Raw genomic sequence first — 25,457 nt, forward strand, 5'->3', positions numbered from 1 at the left:
AGCCCGGATTCGAGCGCGGTGAACCGGACATCGGGCCAGGGCGCGCCGAGTACGGCATGCAGCAGCCCGAGCCGGCCGCGCAGCTGCGCGAACCCGGGATTCTCACCGATCACCTCGCGAAGCCCGCGCTCGCGGATGAACGCGGCCACCGCCTCGGCGCCGGCTGCCGGGTCTGCCTTCACCGGAGTGGCCGACAGCTCGATCGCCCCGAGGCGCTCGATGCGGCGGGCTGAGAGCTTCCGGCCGTCGAAGCGTGTGACCGTCTGGGTGACGTAGAGGTCGGCGGCCAGCAGCTCGGCAGTCTCCCGGTCGAGCGGGGCGGCCGCCCGGATGAGGGCGCGCTGGCCGGCTAGGGACACCTCGGCGACGGCGAGCCATTCGTGGCCGCGGATCTGGGCATCGCGCGGCAGGGTCGCGCCGGTGCCGGAGGCGAGCAGGTATTCGTCCTCGCTGCCGGGCCGCAGCCGGGCGATCCGGTCCGGGTAGGCCAGCGCGATGACCGTGGCCACCGCCTCGTCAAGCGGCACCGGACCCGAGGCGGTGGTGCCGACGGCTGTGTCCTCGCCGGTGTCTTCTCCGGTGGTCTCGGCCAGGATCCGGGTGAGCCGGGCGGTCTCCCGGGTGTAGGTCCGCGGGGCCGCGCGGCGCAGCTGCCTCACGGCGGCAACCGCGTCAGCACCCGGGCAGCGCAGATCCGAGGCCAGGGCGGCGACCACCTCGGCGGCGGCCGCGGTGCCGATGAATGCTGCGCCGTCGAGCAGGCCGCGGGCCATGCGCGGGTCGGCGGGAATCCGGGCGAGCTGCCGGCCGCGGGCTGTCGCGGCTCCGGTGTCGTCGAGCGCGCCGAGCAGCCGCAGCGTCTCAGCAGCCTGGGCGGCCGGGCGATCCGGCAGCGGGTCGGGCAGTTTCAGGCCGCGACCGAACGGCGCGCCCCAGCAGGCCAGGTCGAGGACAGCGGAGGTGAGATCGGCGGTGCGGACCTCCGGCGGGGTGTGGGCTGGCAGCGCGGCACAGTCGGCTTCGCTCAGTGCGCGGACGGCCAGGCCGGGCCCGAGGCGGCCGGCGCGTCCGGCTCGCTGGGTGCAGGCGGCCTTCGAAGCGCGCACGGTGGCAAGGCCAGCGAACCCGCGGCCGGTGTCGAAGTGCGGCACCCGAGCCAGGCACGAGTCGACCACGATCCGCACACCGGGCACCGTCAGCGCTGACTCCGCGACCGAGGTGGAGACGACGACCCGGCGGGAGGTCTCCGTGTCCCTGCGCGGGGTGAGGATCGCGTCCTGCTCCGCAGCAGGGGTGGAGCCGGTGAGCACCCGGACATCGACGGGCACACGGCCGCGCAGCAGCGAAGCCAGGGCTTCGACGTCGCGGATGGCCGGCATGAATACGAGCGCATCGCCGGAGGCCTCGGTGCGGAGAGCGGACTCGACGAGGCCTGCCATGTGGGTGAGGAACTCGCGGGTGATTCCGCGGGCATCGATGGGCCGGCCGGGGCCGGACTGGCAGCGGATCTCAACCGGGTGCAGTGCCGAGGTGACGTCGAGGACCGGGCCGCCGATGAGCTCAGCCCACCGCTCGGCCTCCAAGGTCGCCGACATCGCCACCAGCGTCAGGTCCGCGCGCAGACCTGTGGCATCAACCGCGAGGGCGGCGGCGAGATCGGAGTCGAGGTGGCGTTCGTGGACCTCGTCGAGCACGATCGCGGTGACACCCTCAAGCCCGGGGTCGGTGAGCATCCGGCGCAGCAGCACGCCGGTGGTGACGAACTCGATGCGGGTGGACCGGGAGACCTGCGCATCCTCGCGGACCGTATAGCCGACCGCCTCGCCGAGGCGGGTGCCGCTCAGCCGCGCGAGCCGGCGGGCAGCCGCCCGGGCGGCCATCCGGCGCGGCTGGGTGACGATGATCCGCCCGGCCGGCAGCAGCTGGGACAGTGCCGGCGGCACGACAGTGGTCTTGCCGGTACCCGGCGGTGCGGTGATGACCGCACGCAGACCGGCAGTCGAACCGGCGTGACGTTCGCCCAGCTGAGGGATGAGCGCAGACGCCGGCAGGCCGGAGGCGATGGCGTCGAGGTCGAAGGAGTGCACGCCTTCAACCTAACGGATCGTCCGGTTGCAAAGCCGGGGAGGCCGGCAGTGAGACTGCGGAGGCCGGCAGTGGGGCTGTGGGGCAGCGGGTCCAGGAGACCGATGAAGCCGGGCATCCAGAATCCTGCCAATGACGCAGCTCACTTTTTGTCACTGTCTGCCGAGTGATTCGGGGTAGCCGCCGCGCATGCTTGTTCATAGCAGTGAAGTTCTGCCAGACGCGAAGGCGCGTCGGCACACGAAAAACAGGGGTGAGAATGACTCAAGGCAGCGCACGGATCCGCATCGGGATCGATACCGGCGGCACATTCACCGACGTCGTCGCGTTCAACGAGGACACCGGCACGCTGACGACGACGAAGACCCCGTCGACCCCAGCCAACCCCGCTGACGGGTTCATCAACGGCATCGAGAAGGTCCTCGCCGAACTCGGCGCCACCGGCAGCGACGTCGCCGCTGTCTCCCACGGCACGACGGTGGCGACGAACCAGCTGCTGGAGGGCAAGCTGGAGACGATGGGCTTCATCACCACCGAAGGCTATGAGTTCGTCCTGGAGATCGCCCGTCAGGCCGTGCCCGACGGCTACGGAAACTCCTACTTCTGGGTCAAGCCCGAACGCATCGTCACCGCCGACCGCGTCAAGACCGTCGGCGGCCGTCTCGACTTCGAAGGCACCGAGGTCCGCCCGTTCGACGAGGACGGCGCCAGGGCTGTCGCCGCTTGGTTCCGCGACGCCGGTATCAACGTCCTGGGCGTCAACTTCCTGCACGCCTACGCCAACCCGGCCCACGAGCAGCGGATGCGTGAGATCCTCACCGAAGTCCACCCCGAGGCGATCGTGTCGCTGAGCTCCGAGGTGCTGCGGGAGTACCGCGAATACGAGCGCTCGATGACCACCCTCGTCGATGCCTCTGTCAAGCCGAAGGTCTCCCGCTACGTCGCCAACATCCATGAGCGCCTCGATCAGTTCACCGGCGCCGAGCACGGCGACCGTGAGCCGATCCCGTTCTACATCATGAAGTCCAACGGCGGTGTGCTCTCCGCCGACGAGGTCGTCCACCAGCCGATCACCACCGTGCTCTCCGGGCCGGCCGCAGGCGCACTCGGCGCCGGTCTCATCGCCAGGGAAGCCGGCTTCTCCAAGGTGCTCACCTGCGACGGCGGCGGCACCTCAACCGACGTCACCGTCATCATCGACGGCGAACCAGCACTGACGACCGAGGGATCGGTGGGGGTCTACCCGTCGAAGATCCCGATGATCGACGTCGTGACCGTCGGCGCCGGCGGCGGCTCGATCGCCTGGACGACCGAAGAGGGCCAGCTCAAGGTCGGCCCCCAGTCAGCCGGCGCCGACCCGGGACCGATCTGCTACGGACAGGGCGGCACCGAGCCGACCATCACCGATGCCCACCTGCTGCTCGGACGCATCCCACCCCACCTCCTCGGCGGTGAGATCCCACTCGACGTCGACGCCGCCCGCACCGGCGTCGAAGATCTCGCCGGACGGCTCGGGCTCAGCGTCGAGAAGTGCGCGACCGGCATCCTGGAGATCTCCGCCTGGAACCAGGCGAACGCGCTGCGCCAGATCTCAGTCAAGCGCGGCCTCGACGTGCGCGACTTCATGCTCGCCTCCTTCGGCGGCTCCGGTTCGCTGCTGGCCTGCCGGCTCGTCGACATCCTCGACCTCGCAGGCGTCATCGTCCCGCTCAACCCCGGCAATGTCTCGGCGTTCGGGCTGCTGACCGTCGACGTCAAGAACGACTACGTCCAGACCCATGTCGCCAAGGACGAAGGACTCGACCTCGGCACCATCGACAGCGTCTTCACTGCTCTGCAGGAGCGTGCGGCAGCAGCCCTCGACGCCGAAGGGTTCGCCGCCGAGGACCACCGCTACGACCGTTCAGCAGACTTGCGCTACTTCGGGCAGGCCTTCGAAGTCCGCGTACCAGCACCGGCAGGGGAGATCACCCGCGCCTGGGCAGATGAGGTCACCGACGCCTTCCACGCTGAGCACCGCCGCCTCTACGGCTACGACTTCAAAGGCGATGGCGACCAGTTCGTCGAATGGGTCAACCTGCGTGTCTCCGGCATCGGCCCGATCCAGCGGCCAGAGCTCGCCAAGCTCGGCGCGGCCTCTGCCGCCCAGCCGCTGTCCGACCGGGCGCTGGCCAGCCAGCGTCAGGTGTGCTTCGACGCAGACGACGGCTACGTCACCGCCGACGTCTACTGGCGGCCCGAGCTGCTGGCCGGAGATGAGATCACCGGCCCGGCGATCATCGAGGAGTTCGGCTCGACAGTGCCCGTCCATCCCGGCTTCAGCGTCCGCGTCGACGACGCCGGCAACCTCGTCATCACCCGCAGCCCATCAGCCGAGCAGTCCTGAGCCCGCGCCGAAACCAGAAGGAGACACGACATGACGGCAACCCCCACTGATTCGGGCTCGATGCTCTCGACCACCCCGCTGACCGGTGAGCAGCTCGCAGCCTACATCGCCGCCGAACCGATCAACCCGGCCGGCCGGCCCCGGCCCTACGAGCACGGCGGACGGCTCACCCCTGAGGGAACCGAGGTCGATCCGATCATCGTCGAGATCGTCGAAGGCACCCTCGCCAGCGTCGAAATGGAAGTCGAGACCGCGATCTCGAGGACCTCGCGCTCGCCGATGATCCGCGACGCCCACGACTTCCGCGCCGGCATCCACGACCGGCAGCTGCGCAAGCTCACCGGCCGGTCCTACTCCGCACTCGTCCACCCGATCGTGCGCGACTTCCCGATCGAGACGATGGAGGAAGGCGACGTCTTCTTCCACAACGACGTCTACGAATCCGAAGGCGGCATCGGCCACCTGCCCGACCTGTGCGTCACTGTCCCGGTCTTCCACAACGGGGAGGTGGTGTGCTTCGTGCAGGCCTTCGGCCATCACGACGACATCGGCGGCGCCTGCCCCGGCTCGATGCCCTCGGGTGCGACGAGCGTGCACGAAGAGGGACTGGCCGTCCCGCCGATCAAGCTGTGGTCGCGCGGCGAACCCAACCGGGCCGCACTGCGCATCATGACCCGCAACTCGCGCATGCCCGACTCGCTGGCCGCCGACCTCGACGCCGAATGCTCCGCCTGCCTCATGGGTGCGCGCCGGCTCGCCGAGCTCTTCGCCCGCTACGGCCGCGACACCATCGAAGCGGCCTTCGACACCATCCTCGACAACACCACCGAGCTGTACCGCCGCGAGATCCTCTCGAAGATCCCCGACGGCCAGTACGTATGGGAGGACTACGCCGAACACGACGGCGTCGAGGACCCGAAGCTGCACACCCAGCGCATCACCCTGACGAAGACCGCCACCGGGGGACCGGGTGACGGGCCCAGGCTCATCATCGACTTCACCGGCACCGCCGCCCAGGCGAGAGGGCCGATCAACCACTGCGGCGACTACGTCGGCGGGAACTTCCTCAAGAAATGGCTCGCCCCGATCCTGCGCAACCTCGCCGACTCCCCGGAGCGGATGGGCGAACTCGACGTCAACGAGGGCATCGTCCCGCTCATCGAGATGCGGTTCCCCGAGAAGGGCACCCTGCTGACCCCGATCTACCCGGGCCCGACGAACGCCCGCACCTTCGTCATCCTGCGGCTGCTCGGCGTGCTCGCCGGGGTCGTCGCGAAGGCTGTCGACGGGAAGATGCCGGCAGATCAGGAGACGATCCGCTACACCGGCGTGTACGGCAAGGACCGCGACGGCAACGACTACCTCATGCGCGAGGTGCTCGGCGGCGGCTCGGGCGGCCGCTACTACGCCGACGGTGAGGACACCATCCACGTCGTGCCCGACTCCCGGAACCTGCCCACCGAATTCACCGAATCGCGGTTCCCGTTCCGCGTCGAGCGGCTCGGACTCGCCGTCGACTCCGGCGGCGCTGGACGCTACCGCGGCGGGCTGGGCTACGAGAAGCACATCCACATGCTCAAGGACGCGAACTTCATGTCGATCGCCGACCGGTCGATCCTCGCCTGCTGGGGCGTCAAGGGCGGCAAGGCCGGCCGGCCGTTCCAGGTCACCATCGACCCCGGCGGGCCGAACGAACGCGAGATCGACGCGCTCGCCGATGCCGAACCGGTTCGGGCAGGGGAGACGATCCGCATCTGCACCACCGGAGGCGGCGGCTGGGGCGACCCGCTCGACCGTCCCCTCGACGAGGTCGAACGCGACCTGCGTTGGGGCAAGATCAGCATCGACGGGGCCCGCAGCGACTACGGCGTCATCGCCAGCGTCGACGACGGTGAGGTCACTGTCGACACGGCGGCCTCGACGCAGCTGCGGCAGCAGCTGCGCGAGAAGCGCACCGGCGAGGAGCCGTTCTTCGACCGCGGACCCGGGTACGCGCGCCTGGCCGGCGACGGCAGCGACGCACCTGACGTCGACTGGCTCTGAGCATGCGCGTGCTCATCGCCCTCGGCGGCAATGCGATGACCGCCCCCGACGGCTCATCCTCACCCGATGACCAGCGGGCGGCGATCGCGCAGGCCTGCGGGCACATCGCCGAGCTGCTGGCTGACGGCCACGAGGTCATCATCACCCACGGCAACGGCCCGCAGGTCGGCAACATCCTGCGCAAGAACGAACTCGCCGCCGCAGAGCTGCCGCCGGTGTCGCTTGACTGGTGCGGCGCGCAGACCCAGGGCACGATCGGGTTCACGATCGTCAACCGGCTCGAACAGGAGCTCACCACCCGGGGCATGCACCGGCAGGTCGCCGCCGTCATCACCCGCACCCGGGTCGACGGCGACGACCCGGCGTTCACCGACCCGGTCAAACCGATCGGCACCTACCGCAACGCAGCACACGCCGCCCAGATGCGCGCCCACGGGCAGGTGTGGAAGGACTTCGGCGCCCGCGGCTGGCGGCGCGTCGTGCCCTCCCCGCGGCCGCTGGAGATCCTGGAGACCCCGACGATCGCCACGCTCGTCGACGCCGGCTGGGTGGTCGTCGCCGCCGGCGGAGGCGGCATCCCGGTGGTCGCCGACGGGCCGGGCTGGAACGGCGTCGAAGCCGTCATCGACAAGGACCTCTCCGCCGCCCGGCTGGCCGCCGACCTCGACGTCGACCGGCTCGTCATCGCCACCGACGTCGAACACGCGATCATCGGCTACGGCACCGCGGACGAACAGCCGATCGGTGAGATCACCGCCGAGCAGATGCAGCGGCTCGCCGATGCCGGGCACTTCGCGTCTGGATCGATGGGCCCGAAAGTCGAGGCAGTCGTCGACTTCGCCGCGTCGGGCCGCGGCGTCGGCATCATCACCGCGCTCGCCGCCGTGCCGGTGGCCATCGCCGGAAGAACCGGCACGCGCGTCACGCCCGCCGCCGCCTCGAGAACGGCCAGCTCCTAGACTGGAGACAGGCCGCCTGGCTCAAGGAGGAACCGTGAGGCACGCCCCCAACAGCGACATCGCCGGCATCGTGCTCGCCGCCGGTGCCGGGTCGCGCCTCGGCGCGCCCAAAGGCCTGCTGCGCACCGCCTCCGGGCAGCCGGTCGTGGCCAGGCTGTGCGACCAGCTGACAGCCGCCGGGCTGGCCGAGATCGTCGTCGTCACCGGTGCCGCCGCCGAGGCGGTCGCCGCCGGAGTGCCGGCAGGCGCCCGGGTCGCCCACGCCCCGGACTGGGAAGACGGCCTGTCGGCCTCGCTGCGAGCCGGCCTGCGCGCTGTCGCCGACGCACCTGCCGGCGAGCGGATCCGCGCCGTGGTCATCCTGCTCGCCGACGTCCCCGACATCACCGCAGCCGCCATCGAAGCCGTCATCGCCGCTGCCCGCGTGCAGACCATCGAGACGAGTCTCGTGCGGGCGATGTTCGGACAGCGTCCCGGCCACCCCGTCGTCATCGGATCACAGCACTGGCAGCAGGTCATCGACACGGCCACCGGGGACTCCGGCGCGAAGGCGGTCTTCGCCTCGGGCACGGTGTGCGCAGTCGACTGCAGCCACCTGTGCACCGGCGCCGACATCGACACTCCTGGGCAGCTGCAGGCCGCCGGCCTGCGGCTGCCGGAACTGCTGCCCGACGCACGCGCAGGGGAGGAGGGCCGATGAGTTCACTTGCAGACTCGCAGCAGCTGAGGGACGCGCTCATGGACCACGGCTACCGGGCCGATGACGCGCTGGCGACGACCGCGTGGCTGTCCGGCAGGCTCGACCGGCCGCTGCTGTGCGAGGGCCCACCCGGAGTCGGCAAGACGGCGCTGGCGCACGCGCTGGCCGCAGTCCACGGCGGGCAGCTGTTCCGGCTGCAGTGCTACGAGGGCATCGACGCCGCCCAGGCGCTCTACGACTGGGACTTCCGCTCCCAGATCCTCTACCTGCGCACCCTGGAGGCCGCCCACGCCGCCGAGGCAGCCGAAGCCGGGGAGCTCGAAGCCCAGCTGTACTCCGAGCGCTTCCTCCTCACCCGCCCGATCCTGGCCGCACTCACCGCCTCGGCCGAGGGGCAGCGAGCGGTGCTGCTCATCGACGAGATCGACCGGGCTGATGACGAGTTCGAAGCACTCCTGCTCGAGGTGCTCTCCGAATGGGCGCTGTCGATCCCCGAACTCGGCCGCATCGAGACCGCCCAGCCGCCGCTGGTCGTCATCACCTCCAACCGCACCCGCGAGATCCACGATGCGCTGCGCCGCCGCTGCCTCTACCACTGGTTCGACCTCCCCGACCGGGAGGCCGAACAGCAGATCCTCGCCCTCCATGTGCCCGAGGCGAACGAAGCGCTTGTGGCTGCGACCGGTGACTATGTGCGCGCGGTCAGGCAGATGGCCCTCAACCGGCCGCCGGGCACCGCCGAGGCGATCGACTGGCTGCGCTCGCTCGTCGCACTCCGCGCCGTCGACCTCGACAATGCGACCGCGCAGGCCACCCTCGGCGCACTCATCAAGGACGCCGAGGACGCCGAACAGGTCCGCGCCCACGGGCCGGTCATCGGCGGGGCACCACCGCGGAGGCCGTCATGACGATGACCGCAGTGCTCACCGACTTCGCCCGCAGCCTCGCCCGTCACGGATACCCCGCCGACCCCGGCCGGCTGCACACCGCCGTGGCCGGACTCGGCGCCCTCGGAACGATCGAACGGCAGCATGTCTACACCGTCACCCGCGCCGCCTGGTGCACCACCGCTGAGCAGTGGGCGGACTTCAGCATCCACTTCGAGCGGTTCTTCTCCCGCCACCCGGCTGCCGCGGCCCCGCCGGACACCGACGTCGAGATCGACGTGCCTGAGGCGCTGCCCGGTGACGACGATACCGAAACCGGCCATCCCGAACCACAGGCTGCCGCAGCCTCGAAGGCCGCAGTGCTGCGCGAGACCGACATCGCCGAACTGCTGGAATCTGATGCCGCCGACGCCCGCGCCCAGCTGGCCGGTCTGCGCCTGAGCCCACCGCAGCGGCGCCGGCCGCGCTACCGGCGCGGACGCGCCGACCGCCTGCATGTGCGGCAGGCGCTGCGCGAACTGCTCGCGACCGGAGAGATCACGAGCCTGCCGACGCAGGAGCGCCGCGAGGTGCCCCGCCCGATCGTCATCGTCCTCGACGTCTCGGCCAGCATGCAGCCCTTCCACACCACCCAGCTGGCCTTCGCAGCAGCCGCAGCGGAAGGCGGCCAGCACGTCAGCGTCTTCACCGCCGGGACCGCACTGACCGACGTCACCGCAGGCGTGCGCACCGCCCGGCCCGGCACGCGCAGCGGACAGATCCCCGACCTCGGCGGCGGCACCCGGCTCGGCGAGACCCTCCAGCAGCTGCTCGACCGGCACGCCGGCCGGCTGCGCGGAGCCACGCTCATCGTCATGTCCGACGGATGGGAAGACGGCGACACCGACGCTCTCACCACAGCCGCAGCCCGCGCCAGCCGCCTGTGCGCACGGTTCCTGTGGGTCAACCCGCGAGCCGGGCGCACCGGCTGGCAGCCCGACATCCGCGGCATCCGCGCGATCCGCCCGCACGTCGACGCGCTGCTGCCCGGCACCACCATCTCCGACTACTTCCGGCTCGCTGCCGTCGTCGCAGGGTGAACAGCATGCGCGACATCGCCTCCGAGATCCTCGACCTGCTCACCGGTGACGAGCCCATGGCCGTGTGCACGATCATCCGCACCTGGTCCTCAGCACCCCGCCCGGCCGGGACCGCGATGGCGGTCACCGCCTCGGGACGGGCCATCGGGTCGCTGTCCGGCGGCTGCGTCGAAGGGGCTGTGCACGCCGCCGCCCAGCTCACCATCGACGACGGCCAGCCGCGCCTGGGCCGCTACGGCGTCTCCGATGACGAGGCCTTCACCGTCGGCCTGGCCTGCGGCGGCCAGCTCGACGTGCTCATCCGGCGTGTCGATCCCACCGACACCGCCGACGCCGAGTCGCTGGCGGCAGTGTGCCGGCAGATCCTCGCCGACGAGCCGGCCGCCCTGCTCACCCGGATCCCGCTGGCCACTGACGAGCTCGGCGAGCCGACCGGGATGGAATACGTGCTCGCCCCGCCGGCCGGCCGCTGGCTGGCGATCACCGCACCCGAGGCGGCGGAACCGGCCGTGACAGGCTCGCTTGGCGACGGACAGCTCGACCGCTCCGTCGTCGACAGCGCCGTCGGGCTGCTGGCCGCCGGAACCACCCAGATCCGCGAGTACGGCGAGCACGGCGAACGCCTCGACAGCGACACCGCCGTACTCATCAGCGCCTTCTCCCGCAGACCCAGAATGCTCATCTTCGGGGCCATCGACTACGCCCGCGCACTCGCCGCGGCAGCGAAGCTCGTCGGCTACCACGTCACCGTCTGCGACGCCCGGCCCGTCTTCGCCACACCCGCCCGCTTCCCTGAAGCCGACGAGGTCGTCGTGTCCTGGCCGCACCGCTACCTGCAGGCTGAGATCGATGCCGGCCGGATCGAATCGAGCACCGCGATCGCCGTGCTCACCCACGACCTGAAGTTCGATTTGCCGCTGCTGCAGGTCGCACTCGGCTGCCCAGCCGACTATGTCGGGGCGATGGGCAGCAGACGCACGAACGACCGGCGAATCGCAGCGCTGCGTGAAACTGGGGTGTCCGAGGAGCTCATCGACCGGCTCTACGCCCCGATCGGCCTCGACCTCGGCGCCCGCACCCCGGAGACCACCGCGATCTCGATCCTGGCTGAGATCACCCGGGAGCGGTGGCAGGCCAGCGGCGCGCCGCTGCGCGACACCACCGGCCCGATCCACTCCTGACCGGCCAGCCGGCATCCTCTCGCCACCGGCCCGCCGGCTCAGCCCTTCGCCACCGGTGTTTCCGCCGCCTCGGCGAGTGCCTCCATCGCGGATGTGAACGCCTGCTCAGGCGGATGCACGAGACCGGCACCGACCTGGCCGACACCGGCGACCCTGCCGGCCATGCCGGTGTTGATCTGCGGCAGCACACCGGTCCGGGCGACGGCGGTCGCATCGATGCCGGTCGGCACGCCGCGGAACTCCAGAATCGGGATCTGGTGCGATGGGTGCTCACCGAGGGTGATCTCATACATCTTCTGCGTCGTCTCGATCGCAAACGCCACATCAGCGCCGACAAGCCGCACGATCGCCGGGGCAGCAGCCATCGCGAACCCGCCGATGCCGGCAGTCTCGGTGATCGCCGAGTCGCCGATGTCCGGGTTGGCGTCCTCGGGCCCGAAGGAGCCGAGGAACAGCCCTTCGGGCAGCTGCGCCGGTCCGGTGAACCAGGCATCGCCAGTGCCGGAGAGCTGGATGCCGAACTCGGTGCCGTTGCGGGCCATCGTGACGACGAGGGACGATCCGGGCACGTCCTTGGCTGCGGCGCAGGCGAGCTTGCAGGTGGGCATGACGATGTTGAGGGCGAAGTAGTCGTTGGCGCCGAGGAACCGGACGACCTCGGCGAGATCCTCCTGCGGGCGGTCCTGGGAGAAGAGATGGGGCATGATGTCGCGCAGGAACAGCAGCGTGCCGGTGCGGTTGCGGTTGTGGCCCTCATCGCCGGACTGCAGCATCTGCGAGACATACGCCTTCGCATCGAGCGGGCCGCTGCTGGCCAGCGCCTCGGCCAAGACGGGTCCGAGCACATCGCGCATCCAGCGCAGCCGCGTGAGCACCTCCTCGCCGTTGGCGCCGTAGCGCAGCACCTTGCCCAGCCCCTCATTGAGCGAACAGTAGGCGCGGTTGCCGTGCACCGGGTCGTGCAGCTCCATCATCCACATCGACGGGCTCACGACCCCGGCCATCGGCCCGACTGCCTCCCGGCTGTGACACGGCGCGAACGTGAACCGACCTGAGGCCAGTCCCTCTTCGGCCTCCTCGATCGTGTCGACCAGTCCTTCGAACACGACTGCCCCGGTCAGCGCTCCGCGCATCGGCCCGGAAGCGTCCTCCCAGGCCAGCGGGGGACCGGCATGGAGGAACTCGGTGTCAGCCAGGCCCAGGCATTCGCGGGCGGGGCGGACGGCGACGAGCTCGGCCCCGGCGGCGAGCATCCGCTCGATCGCCGTGCGGTTGGCGTCGGCGCGGCGCGGATCGGCCATGACCGTCTGCACTGCGGCAGCGCTGCCGAGCGGTGGGCGCCAGTCCACCTCGGTGACGGCGACCGCCTGCGCCTGCAGCTCCTGGGCGAACAGCGACAACCCAGCTGTCACGACGACCGGTTCAGCGGCCAGCAGCCCGCGCAGCGGCGCGCCGTCAGCAGCCGTGGTCGACGTGACGACTCGGCCGCCGGTTCGGCCGTCGGTCTGCGTGGCGGTCTGCCCGCCAGTCTGCCCGCCGGTCCCAGGTCCCTGCGCGGCATCCGGCTCTGCAGCGTGCCCGAGGTGGTGGAGGGCTCGGCGGGTCGCGGCAGCATTCGAGGCGAACACCTCGGCGCCGGCTGCGGTGAGCGCCTCGACACTGGCGGAGAGTCCCTGCGGATCCTCCTCGGTGCCGACGAGGGAGACGACGACCGGCAGCCGACGGCCGTACTCCTCCTGCGCGCGTGCGCGCACCCGTTCGATCGCCGCGGCCAGCGGCTCGACCGGCGTTGCATGCGCGCCGTAGCCGAGCACGAGGTCGAGCAGCACAACGCCGGCGCTGGCGCCGGTGCGCTCAAGGGCGTCGAGTCGCAGACTTGGGTCGATCATCGGATGGGCACGCCCTGTGGTCATCTCGTCATCACCGAAGTCGATGACGAACGACCCGCTCTCCGGCACGCTGCCGCCGCTGAGCTGCTCAGCCCCAGCCAGCGGGATGTTCGAGGGCACCGGCCCGAGCGCAGCGGAGGCGATGAGCATCGCCTCATCAGCCAGGGTGCCGCCGCAGAAGTATCCGCGCAGATCCCCGCCCCCGGCCTGCTGATCCGAGGTCTCCGGCAGCCACGACGGCCACTCAGGTGTCACCCCGCCGGCAGCGTGCAGCGCCGCTTCGACCGCGGCCGTCAGGTCCGGCCGGCCTGAGCCGAGCACCGCCCACGTCACCCCGACGCCGAGCTCACCGGCCAGCGCTGCGACCTCATCGACGACACCGGCATCGGCTGGCTTCGAGACGATGATGATGTGCTCGGTGGCCTCGTCAGCCGCCAGCGCCCGCAGCGCCTGCTTCGTCGACCGGCCGCCGACAGCCGCGCTCATATCCCGGCCGCCGGTGCCCAGCACATGACTGACCCCCTCGCCGGCGGCGCTGAGCAGCGTCATGACCTGCTGGGCACCGGTGCCGGAGGCTGCGACGATGCCGAACCGGCCCGGCGGCACCTGATTGGCGAAGCCGAGCGCAGCCTGGGAGACGACGGCTGTGCCGCAGTCGGGTCCCATGACGATGACATCGGCTGAGGCCGCTGCATCCTTGAGCAGCACTTCGGACTCGACAGGCACATTGTCGGAGAACAGCATGACCGAACACCCGGCGGCGATCGCATCGAGTGCCTCCGTCGTCGCGTGCTCACCGGGCACGGAGATGAGAGCGAGGTTCGCCTCGGTTCTCTTCGCCGCCGAGCCCACGGTCAGCGCTGGGCTCTCGCCACCGGCACTGAGCCCGCCGCCGGTGGAGCGCAGCGCAGCCAGCTGCACATCGAGTTCGGCCACCGCGGCCTCCAACACCTCTGCATCAGCACACCGCAGAGCGATGACGAGGTCGTTCGGGCTCACCGCCGGGTCGATGTCGAAGTCGAGGCTGCGCATGAGGTCGAGGTTGAGCTCCGTGCCCATCCCGATGAGCGCGTCGGCGACGCCGTCGAGGTCCTTCACGCGAGCAGAGGCCTGCATGAGGCTGACGGAGTCGAAGTAGACACCGGATCGGATGTCAACGTGAGACAGCACAGTCTTCTCCTTCTGTCGGGTCCGGCGATCCGCCGGCGGAGCGAGATGAGGGTCGGGAAAGCGCACGGCAGGTCGCCACGACACCGGCGCCGAGGTCGTAGCCGGACGTGTGCCCGATCGCACCGAGGTGCTCGGCGAAGGCGGGCAGGTCACCGGCCTGGGCGGCACCGAGTGCCCTCTTCACCGGTGTCGTGCACCAGCCGTCGAGGGATGCCTCCAGCAGTGAGGCGGAGATCGCCGTCGTGGAGGCCAGATGCGGTGTGAGCGCTGCCCGCAGCTGGGCGAGAGCGCCCCACGCCGACTGCCAGCGCAGAGCCAGCGCGATACCGGAGAGCACATCATCACCGGAGGGTGTGAGTCCGGGACCGCGGCCGATGAGCGCCGCGACCCGCTCAGCCAGAGCTTGGTCGACCCGGCCGTAGCGAGACGCAGCGCCCCGGCTGCCGTTCAGCGCGGTGGCGACGATGCCCTCAGCACTGGCTTCAGCATCGGCGATCCCCGGCTGCAGCACGGCACGCACGGCAGCCAGATCGGGTGCCCTCCCACGGTGTGCGACCAGGTGCTTGTCGGGTTGACCGCAGCCGATCCCCAGACAAGGCACCCCGCTGATGCGCTGCGGCCGCCACACGCGCCTGATGCACAGCTCGGCTGCCGGCAGCAGCAGCCGGTCAGGTTCGACCTCGACCCGATCGCCGGTCCTGACACCGGTGGTGAAGACATCGGCTGGAACATGCGTGCGGATGGCCGTCGGCAGATCGTAGGCGCCCATCCCGATGACCGGGATGACGAGCGTGTGCGGCCCGGAAGGCGCTGTGAGGTCGGCAGGCGCTGTAACGTCGGCGGGTGCTGTGAGGCCGACAGATGCCTTGGGGCCGGCGGGTGCTGTGAGGTACAGGCCAGCCGCATGGATGCCGGCGACCGTCCATGCACGCTCAGGGGCGGCCAGCGGCGGCGTCACAGGGGACTTCACCGCTGCACGACAACCGGGTCCGCGGATATGACGTGCATCTCACCAGCGTAGGGCTGACTGCTAGGGTGGGGGACATGGCAAATGCCGATAATCATGAATCTCTGGCTCGGCAGAATCTGCCAGTCAGCGGGGGTGACGTCACCGTCCGCGACGTCCTCGACCTGCCCTCCCTCACCGGTACCCGCGTGCTGGCCGGCGCCGACGGGCTCGAGCGCATCGTCTCGCGCGTCAACGTCATGGAAGTGCCCGACATCCTGCCGTGGGTGCGCGCCCAGGAGCTGGTCATCACCACCGGTTACCCGCTGCAGGATCAGCAGATCGACCTCTGCGATCTCGTGCGCCAGTTCGCCGACCGAGAGCTGGCAGGCGTGGGCGTCAAACCCGGCCGCTATCTCCATGAGATCCCCGGCGAGGTGCTCACCGCAGCGGACTCCGCAGGCCTGCCGATCCTGCTGCTGCCCCACGGGGTCGGCTTCGACGAGATCATCCACGAGGTGCTCGGCACGGTGCTCGCCCGCAGGGAACAGGACCTGCAGCAGGCCGAGCAGATCCTCCACGAACTCGTCACCATCGTCGTCACCGGCGGAGAGCTCGACGAGGTCTGCAGCCGCATCGCCAGTCACGTCGAAGGCACTGTCGCCGTCACGACGATGGACGGCCGGGTGATCGAGGTGGCCGGACAGCTGCCGCTGGCAGAGCTCCAGGAACTCGCCTGCTTCGATGTCGCCGGACGCTTCCATGTCGAGCAGACTCGGGTCGGTGAGGTGCAGAAGGCCAACGGGCTCTACAGTCTGGCGGTGCGGATCCGCGGCGGTGCCCGCGACCTCGGGCGCCTCGTCCTCTTCACCGACCATTCGATGAGCCACAGCCAGCAGCACGTCGTCGACCAGGCCTCAGCAGCCGCCGCCCTCGTGCTCACGAAGATGCACGCGATCTCGGCCGTTGAGAGCAAATACAAGGCTGACTTCGTCCACGATGTGCTGCGCGGCCGGATCGTGGCAGCCGACCGGATCCTGTCGCATGCGACCTCGCTGGGCTGGGACTTGGACCGTGAGCTCGTGGTCGTCGTCGCCGAATACGACGACACCGGCGAGCCCGTCGAGACGATGGAAAAGCAGTCCCTGCAGGAGCGCTTCGCCCGCGCCTGGACCTCGGCGGTCGCCCAGGACGACGCCGAGGCGGTGGTCGTCGGGGCAGGGGATGAGGTCACCGTCATCGCCGGTGTGGCGGCAGAGGAATCCGTCGAACGCACCATCGCCCGCGTCGAACGCTGGGTCGGCGACGTGCACGGCGTCGGCGGCGGCGGCCGGCTGACCTTCTCCACCGGCATCAGCCGCATAGCAGCGGACCTCCACGCCCTGCCGGCCGCCTACCAGGAGGCACGCAAGGCCGTGGAGGTCGGCCGCAGACTCTACGGCGAGCAGGCGATCAGCCACTTCGACGCCCTCGGCGTCTTCCGGCTGCTGTCCCTCATCGACGATGAGGAGGAAGTGCGGGCCTTCATCTCCGACACCCTCGGGGTGCTCGCCGACCGGAGCGCCTCCTCCGCCGACCTGCGCGAGACCCTGCGGGTGCTGCTGGACAAGAACCTCAACGTCGCCGAGACCGCCCGTGAGATGCACTTCCACTACAACTCGCTGCGCTACCGGATCAGCAAGCTCGAGCGCATCCTCGGGCCCTTCATGACCGATGCCCGGCGGCGGCTGGCCATCCATCTGGCCCTGCAAGCGATGTACCTCACGGACCTGACAGCCGGAAAGCGCACACGCCTCTGATCGACGATCCACCGGCGGATGATCGGCAATCCACCGACAGACCCTGATGAGGCGGGCAGAACTACGCAAAAGCGCGCAGAACTGTTTAGCAGAACTTGACGTGACACGTGCCTCATTGTGTCCCTACGGTTGACACATGCCGTTACGGCTATGACAGTACGAACGCCGACCGGTTGGGGGAGCAATGAGTTTCGGATGGACGCTGCACGGTGACGGGAAGAGTCCCGCACCGGGCAAGGCCGTAGCCCCTTATGAGCGCCTGACCTGGCCGCGCACGGTCGGACTCGGCATCCAGCACGTCGTGGCGATGTTCGGCGCGACGTTCGTCTTCCCGGTCATCATGGGCCTGAATCCCCAGCTGGCGGTCATGATGAGCGGTGTCGCCACGATCATCTTCCTGCTCATGGTCAACGGAAAGATCCCCAGCTATCTCGGCACCTCCGCTGCCTTCGTCGGCGGTGTCGCGGCTGTCACCGCCCAAGGCGGCACACCCCAGCAGGTGACCGGCGCGATCATGATCGCCGGTGTCGTCCTGGCTGCCTGCGGCATCTTCATCCATTTCATGGGCGCTGCCGCGCTGACGAAGATCATGCCGCCGGTGGTCACCGGCGCGGTCGTCATGCTCATCGGCTTCAACCTCGCCCCGGTCGTCGCGAATGTGTACTGGCCGCAGGACCAGTGGATCGCCTTCATCGTCATGTTCGTCATCATCGTCATGTCGGTGGCCCTGCGCGGATTCCTCGGCCGTATCGCCGTCTTCCTCGGCCTGGCCTTCGGCTATGCGCTGTCCTGGATCTTCGATCTCGTCTTCGGCCCGATCACGGCCTTCAACGCCGCCACCGGAGAAGTCGACACCCATATGCGCGTCGACTGGTCCGGCGTCGTCGACGCCCCGTGGTTCGGTCTGCCGCCGGCCACCGACAACGCCGCAGGGGTGGTCGGCATGCACCTGCCGGAGTTCAACGCCGCCTTCATCATCCTCATGCTCCCGGCCGTCATCGCGCTCATCGCCGAGAACGTCGGCCACGTCAAGGCCGTGGAGGAGATGACGAAGACCCCGCTGGACAAGTACATGGGCCGGGCGCTGACCGCCGACGGTGTCGCCACCGCGGTGGCCACCTCGGTCGGCGGCTCACCGACGACCACCTACGCTGAGAACATCGGCGTCATGGCCTCGACCCGCGTCTACTCGACAGCGGCCTACTACGTCGCCGCGCTCGTGGCGATCGTCTTCGGCCTGTCACCGAAGTTCGGCGCGGTCATCTCCGCAGCACCCGGCGGTGTGCTCGCCGGCATCACCGTCGTGCTCTACGGCATGATCGGCCTGCTCGGCGCCAAGATCTGGACGGAGAACAAGGTCGACTTCTCCAACCCGCTCAACATGGTCCCGGTGGCCGCCGGCATCATCATCGCCATCGGCGACATCGGACTGAAGGTGACCGAGACGTTCACCCTGGCCGGCATCGCATTGGGTACGATCGTCGTCCTGGTGATGTACCACTTCTGCCGGATCATCGCACCCGCAGAGCTGCGGGAGGCGGCCGACAGCGCAGGAGGCGCACTCATCACCGTCGGTGAACCCGGCTCGCACAGCCTCGAAGAGCTCGGCCTCGAAGACGACCACGGCCAGCGTCGCCGCGGCCGGAGAGCCGACCACGATCCACACAGACCGGAGGGCAGCAGGGAATGAAGCCAGCGGCTTTCGCCTACCACCGCGCAGCATCAGTCGACCACTGCCTCGAACTGCTGACCCAGCACGGGGCTGAGGCGAAGCTGCTGGCAGGCGGCCAGAGCCTCATCCCGGTGCTGAATATGCGCCTGGCCGCCCCCGCCCACCTCATCGACATCTCCCGGCTGAGCGAACTGGGCTCCATCGAGATCACCGATGCCTGCGTGCGCGTCGGCGCTGCCGTCACCCACGCAGAGCTCGAAGCCGATGACAGTGCCTATGCGGCGCTGCCGATCCTGCGTCAGGCGCTGGTCAACGTCGCGCACCCGGCGATCCGCAATCGCGGCACCACTGTCGGCTCGATCGCCCATGCCGACCCGAACGGAGAGATGCCGGCCGTCCTCGCCCTCACCGGCGGCACCGCCCACGCAGTCTCCTCATCCGGGTCCCGGCAGATCGACGCGGCTGAGCTCTGCATCGGCCCGCTGGAGACCTGCCTGGAAGCCGATGAGCTCATCACCCATGTCGACTTCAACCGGTTCCCGCCCGGCACCCGCACCGGGTTCACCGAACTCGCCCGCCGCTCAGGCGACTACGCGCTTTCCGGTGTGGCCATGGCGCTGACCGCCGAGGAGTCGACGATCACCGGGCTGCGCCTGTCCTTCGTCTCCGTCACCGACCTGCCCGAGGTCCTCGACATGAGCGCGCAGGTCACCGGGATGGAGCTGAAAGCCACCACCGACCTGTGCGCGGCCGTGACCGAGGCGGTCGAGACCGCCATCGACCCTGCCGGTGACATCCACGCCACCGCCGACTACCGCCGCCACATCACCAAGGTCATGGCCCGCAGACTGGCCGTCGAACTCAGCTGCCGGCCACCGCAGCCGCCGCCGGCAGACGAACCGGACAGGTGACAGCAGGTGCACCGGGCAGGTGACGGCAGGCGCACCGGGCAGATGAGAGCAGCGACCGTGACGACGAACATGACAGACATCGGCTGAGAGAAGGAGCAGGACACGTGAGCAGTCTGGCACACGCCGAGGGAACCGAGCCGGAACCGCACCGCACCGTGCGGCTGATGGTCAACGGCACTGTACACGAGATCTCCGTCGCCGACCGCCGGCTGCTCTCCGACGCCCTGCGCCACGACATCGGGCTGACCGGCACCCACGTCGGCTGCGAACACGGAGTGTGCGGCGCCTGCACCATCCAGGTCGACGGCAAGCCGATGCGCTCCTGCCTCATGCTTGTCGTCGCCGCCGAAGGCAGCGACATCCGCACCGTCGAAGGCATCGGCAATGACCCCGAGCATCCCTCCGATGTGCAGCAGGCGTTCATCGACTGCCACGGCCTGCAGTGCGGCTTCTGCACCCCCGGGTTCATCACCACCATCGACGCGTTCATCGACGAGAACCCCGACCCCACAGCCGAGGAGGCTCGCGAGGCGATCTCCGGGAACCTGTGCCGCTGCACCGGCTACCAGAACATCGTCGCCTCCGTGCTGCGGGCAGCCGAACTACGCAGGGCCGGATCCGCACCCGAGGCGGCCGCCGCCTCGGGCACGGGCGACGGGGCACCCGGCACGCACGGGGCACCCGGCACGGACGGGGGAGGACAGCGATGACGACACGGATGTTCGGGCAGAAGATCGCCCGCAAGGAGGACCCGCGGCTGGTGACCGGCAACGGCTCCTATGTCGATGACCTGTCCTCGCCCCACACGCTGGCCGCGGCGTTCGTGCGCAGCCCGCACGCCCATGCCACGATCCTCGACATCGACGTCTCCGGCGCGCTTGACGTCGACGGCGTCTACGCCGTGTGGACGCACGAGGATCTGCCCGGCGCGGCCGGTGAACGGCTGCCGATGCTGCTGCCGCACCCCTCGCTCATCGCGCCGAAGACCGGGTACGCGCTCGCCAAGGACGACGTCAACCACGTCGGAGAGCCGATCGCCATGGTCATCGCTGAGAATCGCTACATCGCCGAAGACGCCGCCAGTGCCGTGCACGTCGACTACGAGTACCTGCCGGCCGTCGTCGGGGTCGCGACCTCCCGGAGGGCCGAGCATGCCGTGCATGCCGATGTCGCCGACAACATCGCCGCCCACAGCATCGATGAGATCGGCGCGGTCGACGAGGCGATGGCCGGTGCCCCGCATGTGCTCGAGATCGACCTCGACATCGAGCGCAGCGCCTGCATGCCGATGGAGGGCAAGGGCGTGCTCGCCCGCTGGAACCGTCACGACGAGAGCATGATCGTGTACTCCTCGACGCAGACCTCGACCGGACTGCGGGCGGCACTGGCTGCGAAGCTGGAGATGCCGCTGACGAAGATGGAGGTCATCACTCCTGATGTGGGCGGAGGATTCGGCGTCAAGATCAACCACCCCTGGCCCGAGGAGGTCTGCGTGGCCGCCGCGGCCCGGGCACTGGACCGGGAGATCGCCTGGACCGAGGACCGCCGCGAGCACTTCATCTCCTCCGCCCATGAGCGCCAGCAGCTCCAGCAGGTGCGCATCGGCTTCGACGACGAGGGCAAGATCCACGCCCTCGACGTGAAGTTCTGGCACGACAACGGCGCCTATCTGCCCTACGGGGTGATCCCGCCGCTCAACACCGCCACCCACGTGCTCGGGCCGTACGTCATCCGCAACTACCGCTGCGAATGGTGGTCGCTGTACACCAACACCGTCATCGTCACCCCCTACCGCGGGGCTGGGCGCCCACAGGGCGTGTACATGATGGAACGGGCGATGGACGCGGTGGCCGATGCGCTCGGCCGCGACCGCACCGAGGTGCGCGAGACCAACTTCGTACGCGAGTTCCCGCACCCGATCGGCCTCGTCCTCCAGGACGGACGCGAGGGCATCTACGACTCCGGTGACTTCCCGGCCTCGATGGCCAAGCTCAAGGAGCTCATCGGCTGGGACGACTTCGCCGCCTACCGCGCGAAAGCCGCCGCCGAGGGCCGCAGGGTCGGCATCGGCGTGGCCTGCTATGTCGAAGGCACCGGCGCCGGACCCTATGAGGGCGGGCACATCGAAGTCGAGACCTCCGGGCGGGTCAACGTGTGGACCGGCCTGACGACCCAGGGGCAGGCGCACGCGACCGTATTCGCCCAGATCGTCGCCGATGAGCTCGGTGTGCCGATCGACCGGGTCAACGTCATCACCGGTGACACCCGCAAGACCCCCTACTCGGTGGGCACGTGGGGTTCGCGCGGGGCGGTCATGAGCGGCAACGCCGTGCACCTGACGGCCAAGAAGCTCAAGCAGAAGGCGCTGACGATCGCCGGGCGCTCACTCGAAGTCGATCCAGCCGACCTGGAGATCGTCGACGGGATCGTGCAGGTCAAAGGCGATCCCTCAGCCTCGATCCCGCTCGAGGTCATCTCAGTGATGTCCAACCCGCTGCGCTACGCCTTCGACGACGCCGCCAAGGCCGCCACCCAGTTCGGGATGCCCAGCGATGAGTCGAAGCCGCCGATGCTACCCGGTGAGTCACCGGGACTGGAGGAACGGGACTTCTTCTCCCCGCAGCGGACCACCTTCGCCTCCGGCATGCACGCCGCGATCGTCGAAACCGACCCGGAAACCGCCGACATCACGGTGTTGCGCTACTGTGTCGTCCACGACTGCGGCAAGATGATCAACCCGCTCGTCGTCGAAGGACAGGTGCTCGGCGGCGTCGCACAGGGCATCGCCGGGGCCCTGTACGAGAAGATGGCCTATGACGAGACCGGCCAGCTGCTCAACGCCTCCTTCATGGACTTCCTCATGCCGTTCGCCACCGAGATCCCGCACGTCGAAACCGACCACCTGGAGACCCCGAGCCCGCTCAACCCGCTCGGCATCAAGGGCGCCGGTGAGGCCGGAACGATCCCCGGCACCTCGGTCATCGCCTCGGCGATCGAAGACGCCGAGGGCTTCCCCATCACCCGCATGCCGATCTCCCCATCGGAGCTGTGGGAGCTGCGCGAAAAGCACGCCGGCGGCCACTGGCCCTCCCTGCAGCACCCGGCACGCGTGCCGGAGACCGACGACGCACAAGCAGAAGAAAAGGTGACCCGATGAAGATCTCCTCCACCGCGACGATGAACGCCGACCCGCAGACTGCCTGGGATGCCTTCCACAATGAGAAGATCCTCGCAGCCACCATCCCCGGCGTGCAGTCCTTCACCGACGCCGGCGACGGGAAGTACGCGGTCGTCGTCACGATGGGGGTCGCCGCGATCAAGGGCACCTACAACGGCACCGTCGTCTTCTCCGAAGAGCGTGAGCCCGAATCCTTCGTGCTCACCGTCAACGGGGCCGGGGGACCGGGCACCATCGGCGCCGAGGTCGCGGTGCAGCTCAGCGCCGCCGAAGGCGGGGGCAGCACCGTGAACTGGGAGGCCGATGCGATCCTCGGCGGGCCGATCGGCGGAGTCGGGCAGCGGATGCTCAGCGGAGTCGCCAAGCGGATCGCCACGAAGTTCTTCGCCGACATCGACAGGGCGATAGCCGACGGCGTGCCCGAAGCAGACGAGCAGGCGGCACCCGGTGCACAGGTCGGCGCCCCGGCAGCAGCCAACTCCCGCTCACTGTCGGACACAGGCCTTGTGGCAGCACCGGGGTCCGAGGGCTCGGCACTCAACGGCGCCGCCGGGTACGCCCCGGCGGCAGCCGGTGCGGGCAGCCAGGGGACCGGCGGCTTCCTCACCGGCATGGCCGCCGGTGCCGGCATCGCACTCCTCGGTGTTGTCGTCGGCGCGATCATCAACGGCCGGCGCTGATCATCGCGGGTGAGACGGCCCACAGCAGCGCCACGGGACGGAACCCAGGACGCATGGGGACATGTTAGACTTCTCACTCGAGGGCGCTAGCCCCTCAATCCCCAGGCTCGACTTGAGCCGTTCAATGAATGGAAGATAATATGAAATCCCTTTTCTTTGCGGCAGTCGGCACCGTAGCTCTTACCCTCTTCGCTGGTCCTGCAACGGCAGCGCAACCCCCGAATATGCAGGAGCGTGCGGTCATCTCAGAAGAGATCGGCCTTTCCGTCGACTGGGACGTATCTGCCGGCGCGGGTGCGTTCGAAGCGATCGTCACAGACGCTTCCACTGGGGAGGAGGTCGCGGATATTTCAAAGTTCGTCAATAGTGAAGACGTTATTGTGTCGACTGATGGAACGGTGACGGTTGATGCTCAGAATGCATCGACGTAGAACAATGCTCAGGCGGCTCAGTGTTCAAAGACGGTCACTATTCGAGGAAAATATGGCAATATCACTAACCGTGCTTGCCGAAGCGGTAACTCGGTTAAGGTCTCCGGTAGCGTGAAGGACACGAAGGCCGATAGCTACTGCGTGAAAGCTGGCGCCAAGTTCGCTAAAACTACCTGGACGACACCTCGGCGCGCATGCCCGAAGGGGAATGTCAAATCATTCGATTCAGGGTATAAGTCTGGCACTCGGGTGAGTATGTATGAAATCGGGCAGCGAGTGTAACGTCGGCTCAGATGACTGCTTTCGATAGTTGCTAGCTCGGCGTCGGCCGCAGTCCGTGTCTAGCTACCGGATTTGACTTGCTGCTATCGGTGGAGGGCCCGGGAATCTTGATTCCCAGGCCCTCTGCGATGTGCTGGCATTGAGTCTTGAAGCTATATCTAAGCTGAATCGTTCCGAGCTTCGGGTAGTGACCTTAGACAAGCGACACCCCGCCCAAGAGATCCTCCCTTACGTCAAATCCGGCGCGCTGTCACCAACCCCGTGGCTGAGTACACCTAGACTGTAGCCATGCGCATTGTCAGATTCGTCCACAACGATGAGCCCACCTACGGCGTCGTCGAAGGTGAGCTCGGCGAGATCGTCGACGGCCGCGCCGACACCTCGGGCCTGGAGATCGCCGTCCTCGACTCGGACCCCTTCTTCAGCCCCGCCCAATCGACCGGCGACCGCCTGACCTACGACGATGTCCGCTTGCTGGCACCGATCATCCCGCGCTCGAAGATCGTGTGCGTCGGCCGGAACTTCGCCGACCACGCCGCTGAACTCGGCAACGACGTGCCGGTCTCCCCGCTGACCTTCTTCAAGCCCAACACCGCCGTCATCGGCCCCGGCGACCCGATCCGCATCCCGGCGATCAGCGAACACGTCAGCTATGAAGCCGAACTCGGCGTCGTCATCGGCCGGGTCGCCAAACAGGTCAGCGCCGAACAGGCCTACGACACCGTGCTCGGCTACCTCGCCGGCAATGACGTCACCCTGCGCGACATCCAGGACACCGACAAGCAGTGGTCACGCGCCAAGGGATTCGACACCTCCTGCCCGCTCGGCCCGTGGATCGAAACCGACTTCGACCCCGAAGCCGTCGCCATTCGCTCGTGGGTCGACGGCGAGCAGCGCCAGGACGGCACGACCGAGGACTTCATCTTCGACATTCCGACCCTCATCGAGCACATCACCGAGACGATCACGCTGCTGCCCGGCGACGTTATCCTCACCGGCACCCCGGCAGGAGTCGGCAAGATCGAAGCCGGCCAGCACGTCTCGGTGGCCATCGAAGGCCTCGGCCTGCTCGAGAACCCCGTCATGGACGCCTGAGCCACACCCAGGCGACCACCGCCTCGGGTCCGGACACCACCGCCTCGGGACCGGTTCCACCCCCACCAGCCACCAGCACACGCA

18 protein-coding genes are annotated in these 25,457 nt (G+C 69.0%); 15 read left to right on the forward strand and 3 right to left on the reverse strand.

The genetic code is table 11. The features are described 5' to 3' along the window. The coding region (locus H9634_RS01705) for a helicase-related protein (protein ID WP_191725087.1) at positions 1 to 2,087 on the reverse strand (2,087 nt) is incomplete at its 3' end. 257 nt (positions 2,088 to 2,344) lie between these two features. Here H9634_RS01705 and H9634_RS01710 point away from each other — a divergent pair. The 7 genes from H9634_RS01710 to H9634_RS01740 are packed head-to-tail and all read left to right on the forward strand — an operon-like array spanning position 2,345 to position 11,320. After that, positions 2,345 to 4,471 carry a hydantoinase/oxoprolinase family protein gene (locus H9634_RS01710; RefSeq protein WP_191725088.1) on the forward strand — a complete coding sequence of 709 codons (2,127 nt, stop codon included), beginning with the start codon at positions 2,345 to 2,347 and terminating at the stop codon, positions 4,469 to 4,471. A gap of 30 nt (positions 4,472 to 4,501) precedes the next feature. Continuing rightward, on the forward strand, positions 4,502 to 6,514 hold the full coding sequence (locus tag H9634_RS01715; RefSeq protein ID WP_225210454.1) for a hydantoinase B/oxoprolinase family protein: 2,013 nt from the start codon (positions 4,502 to 4,504) through the stop codon (positions 6,512 to 6,514). Between the two features lie 2 nt (positions 6,515 to 6,516). Then, complete coding sequence (locus H9634_RS01720) at positions 6,517 to 7,473, forward strand: carbamate kinase (protein ID WP_191725089.1); 957 nt, start codon at positions 6,517 to 6,519, stop codon at positions 7,471 to 7,473. Positions 7,474 to 7,507: 34 nt separating this feature from the next. Next, positions 7,508 to 8,173, forward strand: coding sequence for a nucleotidyltransferase family protein (locus tag H9634_RS01725; protein WP_191725090.1), 666 nt, complete (start codon positions 7,508 to 7,510; stop codon positions 8,171 to 8,173). After that, the gene (locus H9634_RS01730) at positions 8,170 to 9,081 is read left to right on the forward strand and encodes an AAA family ATPase (protein WP_191725091.1); all 912 of its coding nucleotides are present in this window, start codon (positions 8,170 to 8,172) and stop codon (positions 9,079 to 9,081) included. The genes H9634_RS01725 and H9634_RS01730 overlap by 4 nt, the downstream gene beginning before the upstream one ends. After that, on the forward strand, positions 9,078 to 10,139 hold the full coding sequence (locus H9634_RS01735; RefSeq protein WP_191725092.1) for a VWA domain-containing protein: 1,062 nt from the start codon (positions 9,078 to 9,080) through the stop codon (positions 10,137 to 10,139). Before H9634_RS01730 ends, H9634_RS01735 begins: the two co-directional genes overlap by 4 nt. Positions 10,140 to 10,144: 5 nt before the next feature. Beyond that, the gene (locus H9634_RS01740) at positions 10,145 to 11,320 is read left to right on the forward strand and encodes an XdhC family protein (RefSeq protein WP_191725093.1); all 1,176 of its coding nucleotides are present in this window, start codon (positions 10,145 to 10,147) and stop codon (positions 11,318 to 11,320) included. A gap of 38 nt (positions 11,321 to 11,358) precedes the next feature. Here the strand turns inward: H9634_RS01740 and H9634_RS01745 are convergent, their stop codons facing one another. Together H9634_RS01745 and H9634_RS01750 are read right to left on the reverse strand one after the other, a co-directional pair. After that, positions 11,359 to 14,379: a bifunctional FdrA/YlbE family protein gene (locus H9634_RS01745; protein WP_191725094.1), complete on the reverse strand. Its 3,021-nt coding sequence runs from the start codon at positions 14,377 to 14,379 to the stop codon at positions 11,359 to 11,361. Then, positions 14,363 to 15,349, reverse strand: a complete 987-nt coding sequence (locus H9634_RS01750; protein WP_318244967.1) for a DUF2877 domain-containing protein — start codon at positions 15,347 to 15,349, stop codon at positions 14,363 to 14,365. The genes H9634_RS01745 and H9634_RS01750 overlap by 17 nt, the downstream gene beginning before the upstream one ends. Before the next feature lie 74 nt (positions 15,350 to 15,423). Here H9634_RS01750 and H9634_RS01755 point away from each other — a divergent pair, with 74 nt between their 5' ends. From H9634_RS01755 to H9634_RS01790, 8 genes are all read left to right on the forward strand, one after another. Further along, complete coding sequence (locus H9634_RS01755) at positions 15,424 to 17,124, forward strand: PucR family transcriptional regulator (RefSeq protein WP_191725095.1); 1,701 nt, start codon at positions 15,424 to 15,426, stop codon at positions 17,122 to 17,124. Positions 17,125 to 17,308: 184 nt separating this feature from the next. Further along, positions 17,309 to 18,814 carry a uracil-xanthine permease family protein gene (locus H9634_RS01760; protein WP_191725096.1) on the forward strand — a complete coding sequence of 502 codons (1,506 nt, stop codon included), beginning with the start codon at positions 17,309 to 17,311 and terminating at the stop codon, positions 18,812 to 18,814. Beyond that, positions 18,811 to 19,707 carry an FAD binding domain-containing protein gene (locus tag H9634_RS01765; RefSeq protein WP_191725097.1) on the forward strand — a complete coding sequence of 299 codons (897 nt, stop codon included), beginning with the start codon at positions 18,811 to 18,813 and terminating at the stop codon, positions 19,705 to 19,707. Before H9634_RS01760 ends, H9634_RS01765 begins: the two co-directional genes overlap by 4 nt. 104 nt (positions 19,708 to 19,811) lie before the next feature. Continuing rightward, a complete protein-coding gene (locus H9634_RS01770; protein WP_318244968.1) occupies positions 19,812 to 20,417 on the forward strand; it encodes a (2Fe-2S)-binding protein in 606 nt (201 codons plus the stop codon). Further along, positions 20,414 to 22,864, forward strand: coding sequence for an aerobic carbon-monoxide dehydrogenase large subunit (gene cutA, locus H9634_RS01775; protein ID WP_191725098.1), 2,451 nt, complete (start codon positions 20,414 to 20,416; stop codon positions 22,862 to 22,864). The genes H9634_RS01770 and cutA overlap by 4 nt, the downstream gene beginning before the upstream one ends. Then, positions 22,861 to 23,565 (forward strand): SRPBCC family protein, encoded by a 705-nt coding sequence (locus H9634_RS01780; protein ID WP_191725099.1) that lies wholly within the window; start codon positions 22,861 to 22,863, stop codon positions 23,563 to 23,565. The genes cutA and H9634_RS01780 overlap by 4 nt, the downstream gene beginning before the upstream one ends. A gap of 140 nt (positions 23,566 to 23,705) precedes the next feature. Continuing rightward, positions 23,706 to 23,996, forward strand: coding sequence for a hypothetical protein (locus H9634_RS01785; RefSeq protein WP_191725100.1), 291 nt, complete (start codon positions 23,706 to 23,708; stop codon positions 23,994 to 23,996). Positions 23,997 to 24,566: 570 nt separating this feature from the next. Then, positions 24,567 to 25,373, forward strand: a complete 807-nt coding sequence (locus tag H9634_RS01790; RefSeq protein ID WP_191725101.1) for a fumarylacetoacetate hydrolase family protein — start codon at positions 24,567 to 24,569, stop codon at positions 25,371 to 25,373. Positions 25,374 to 25,457 lie beyond the last annotated feature (84 nt).

It is taken from the genome of Brevibacterium gallinarum (assembly GCF_014836885.1).
Classification (GTDB): domain Bacteria; phylum Actinomycetota; class Actinomycetes; order Actinomycetales; family Brevibacteriaceae; genus Brevibacterium; species Brevibacterium gallinarum.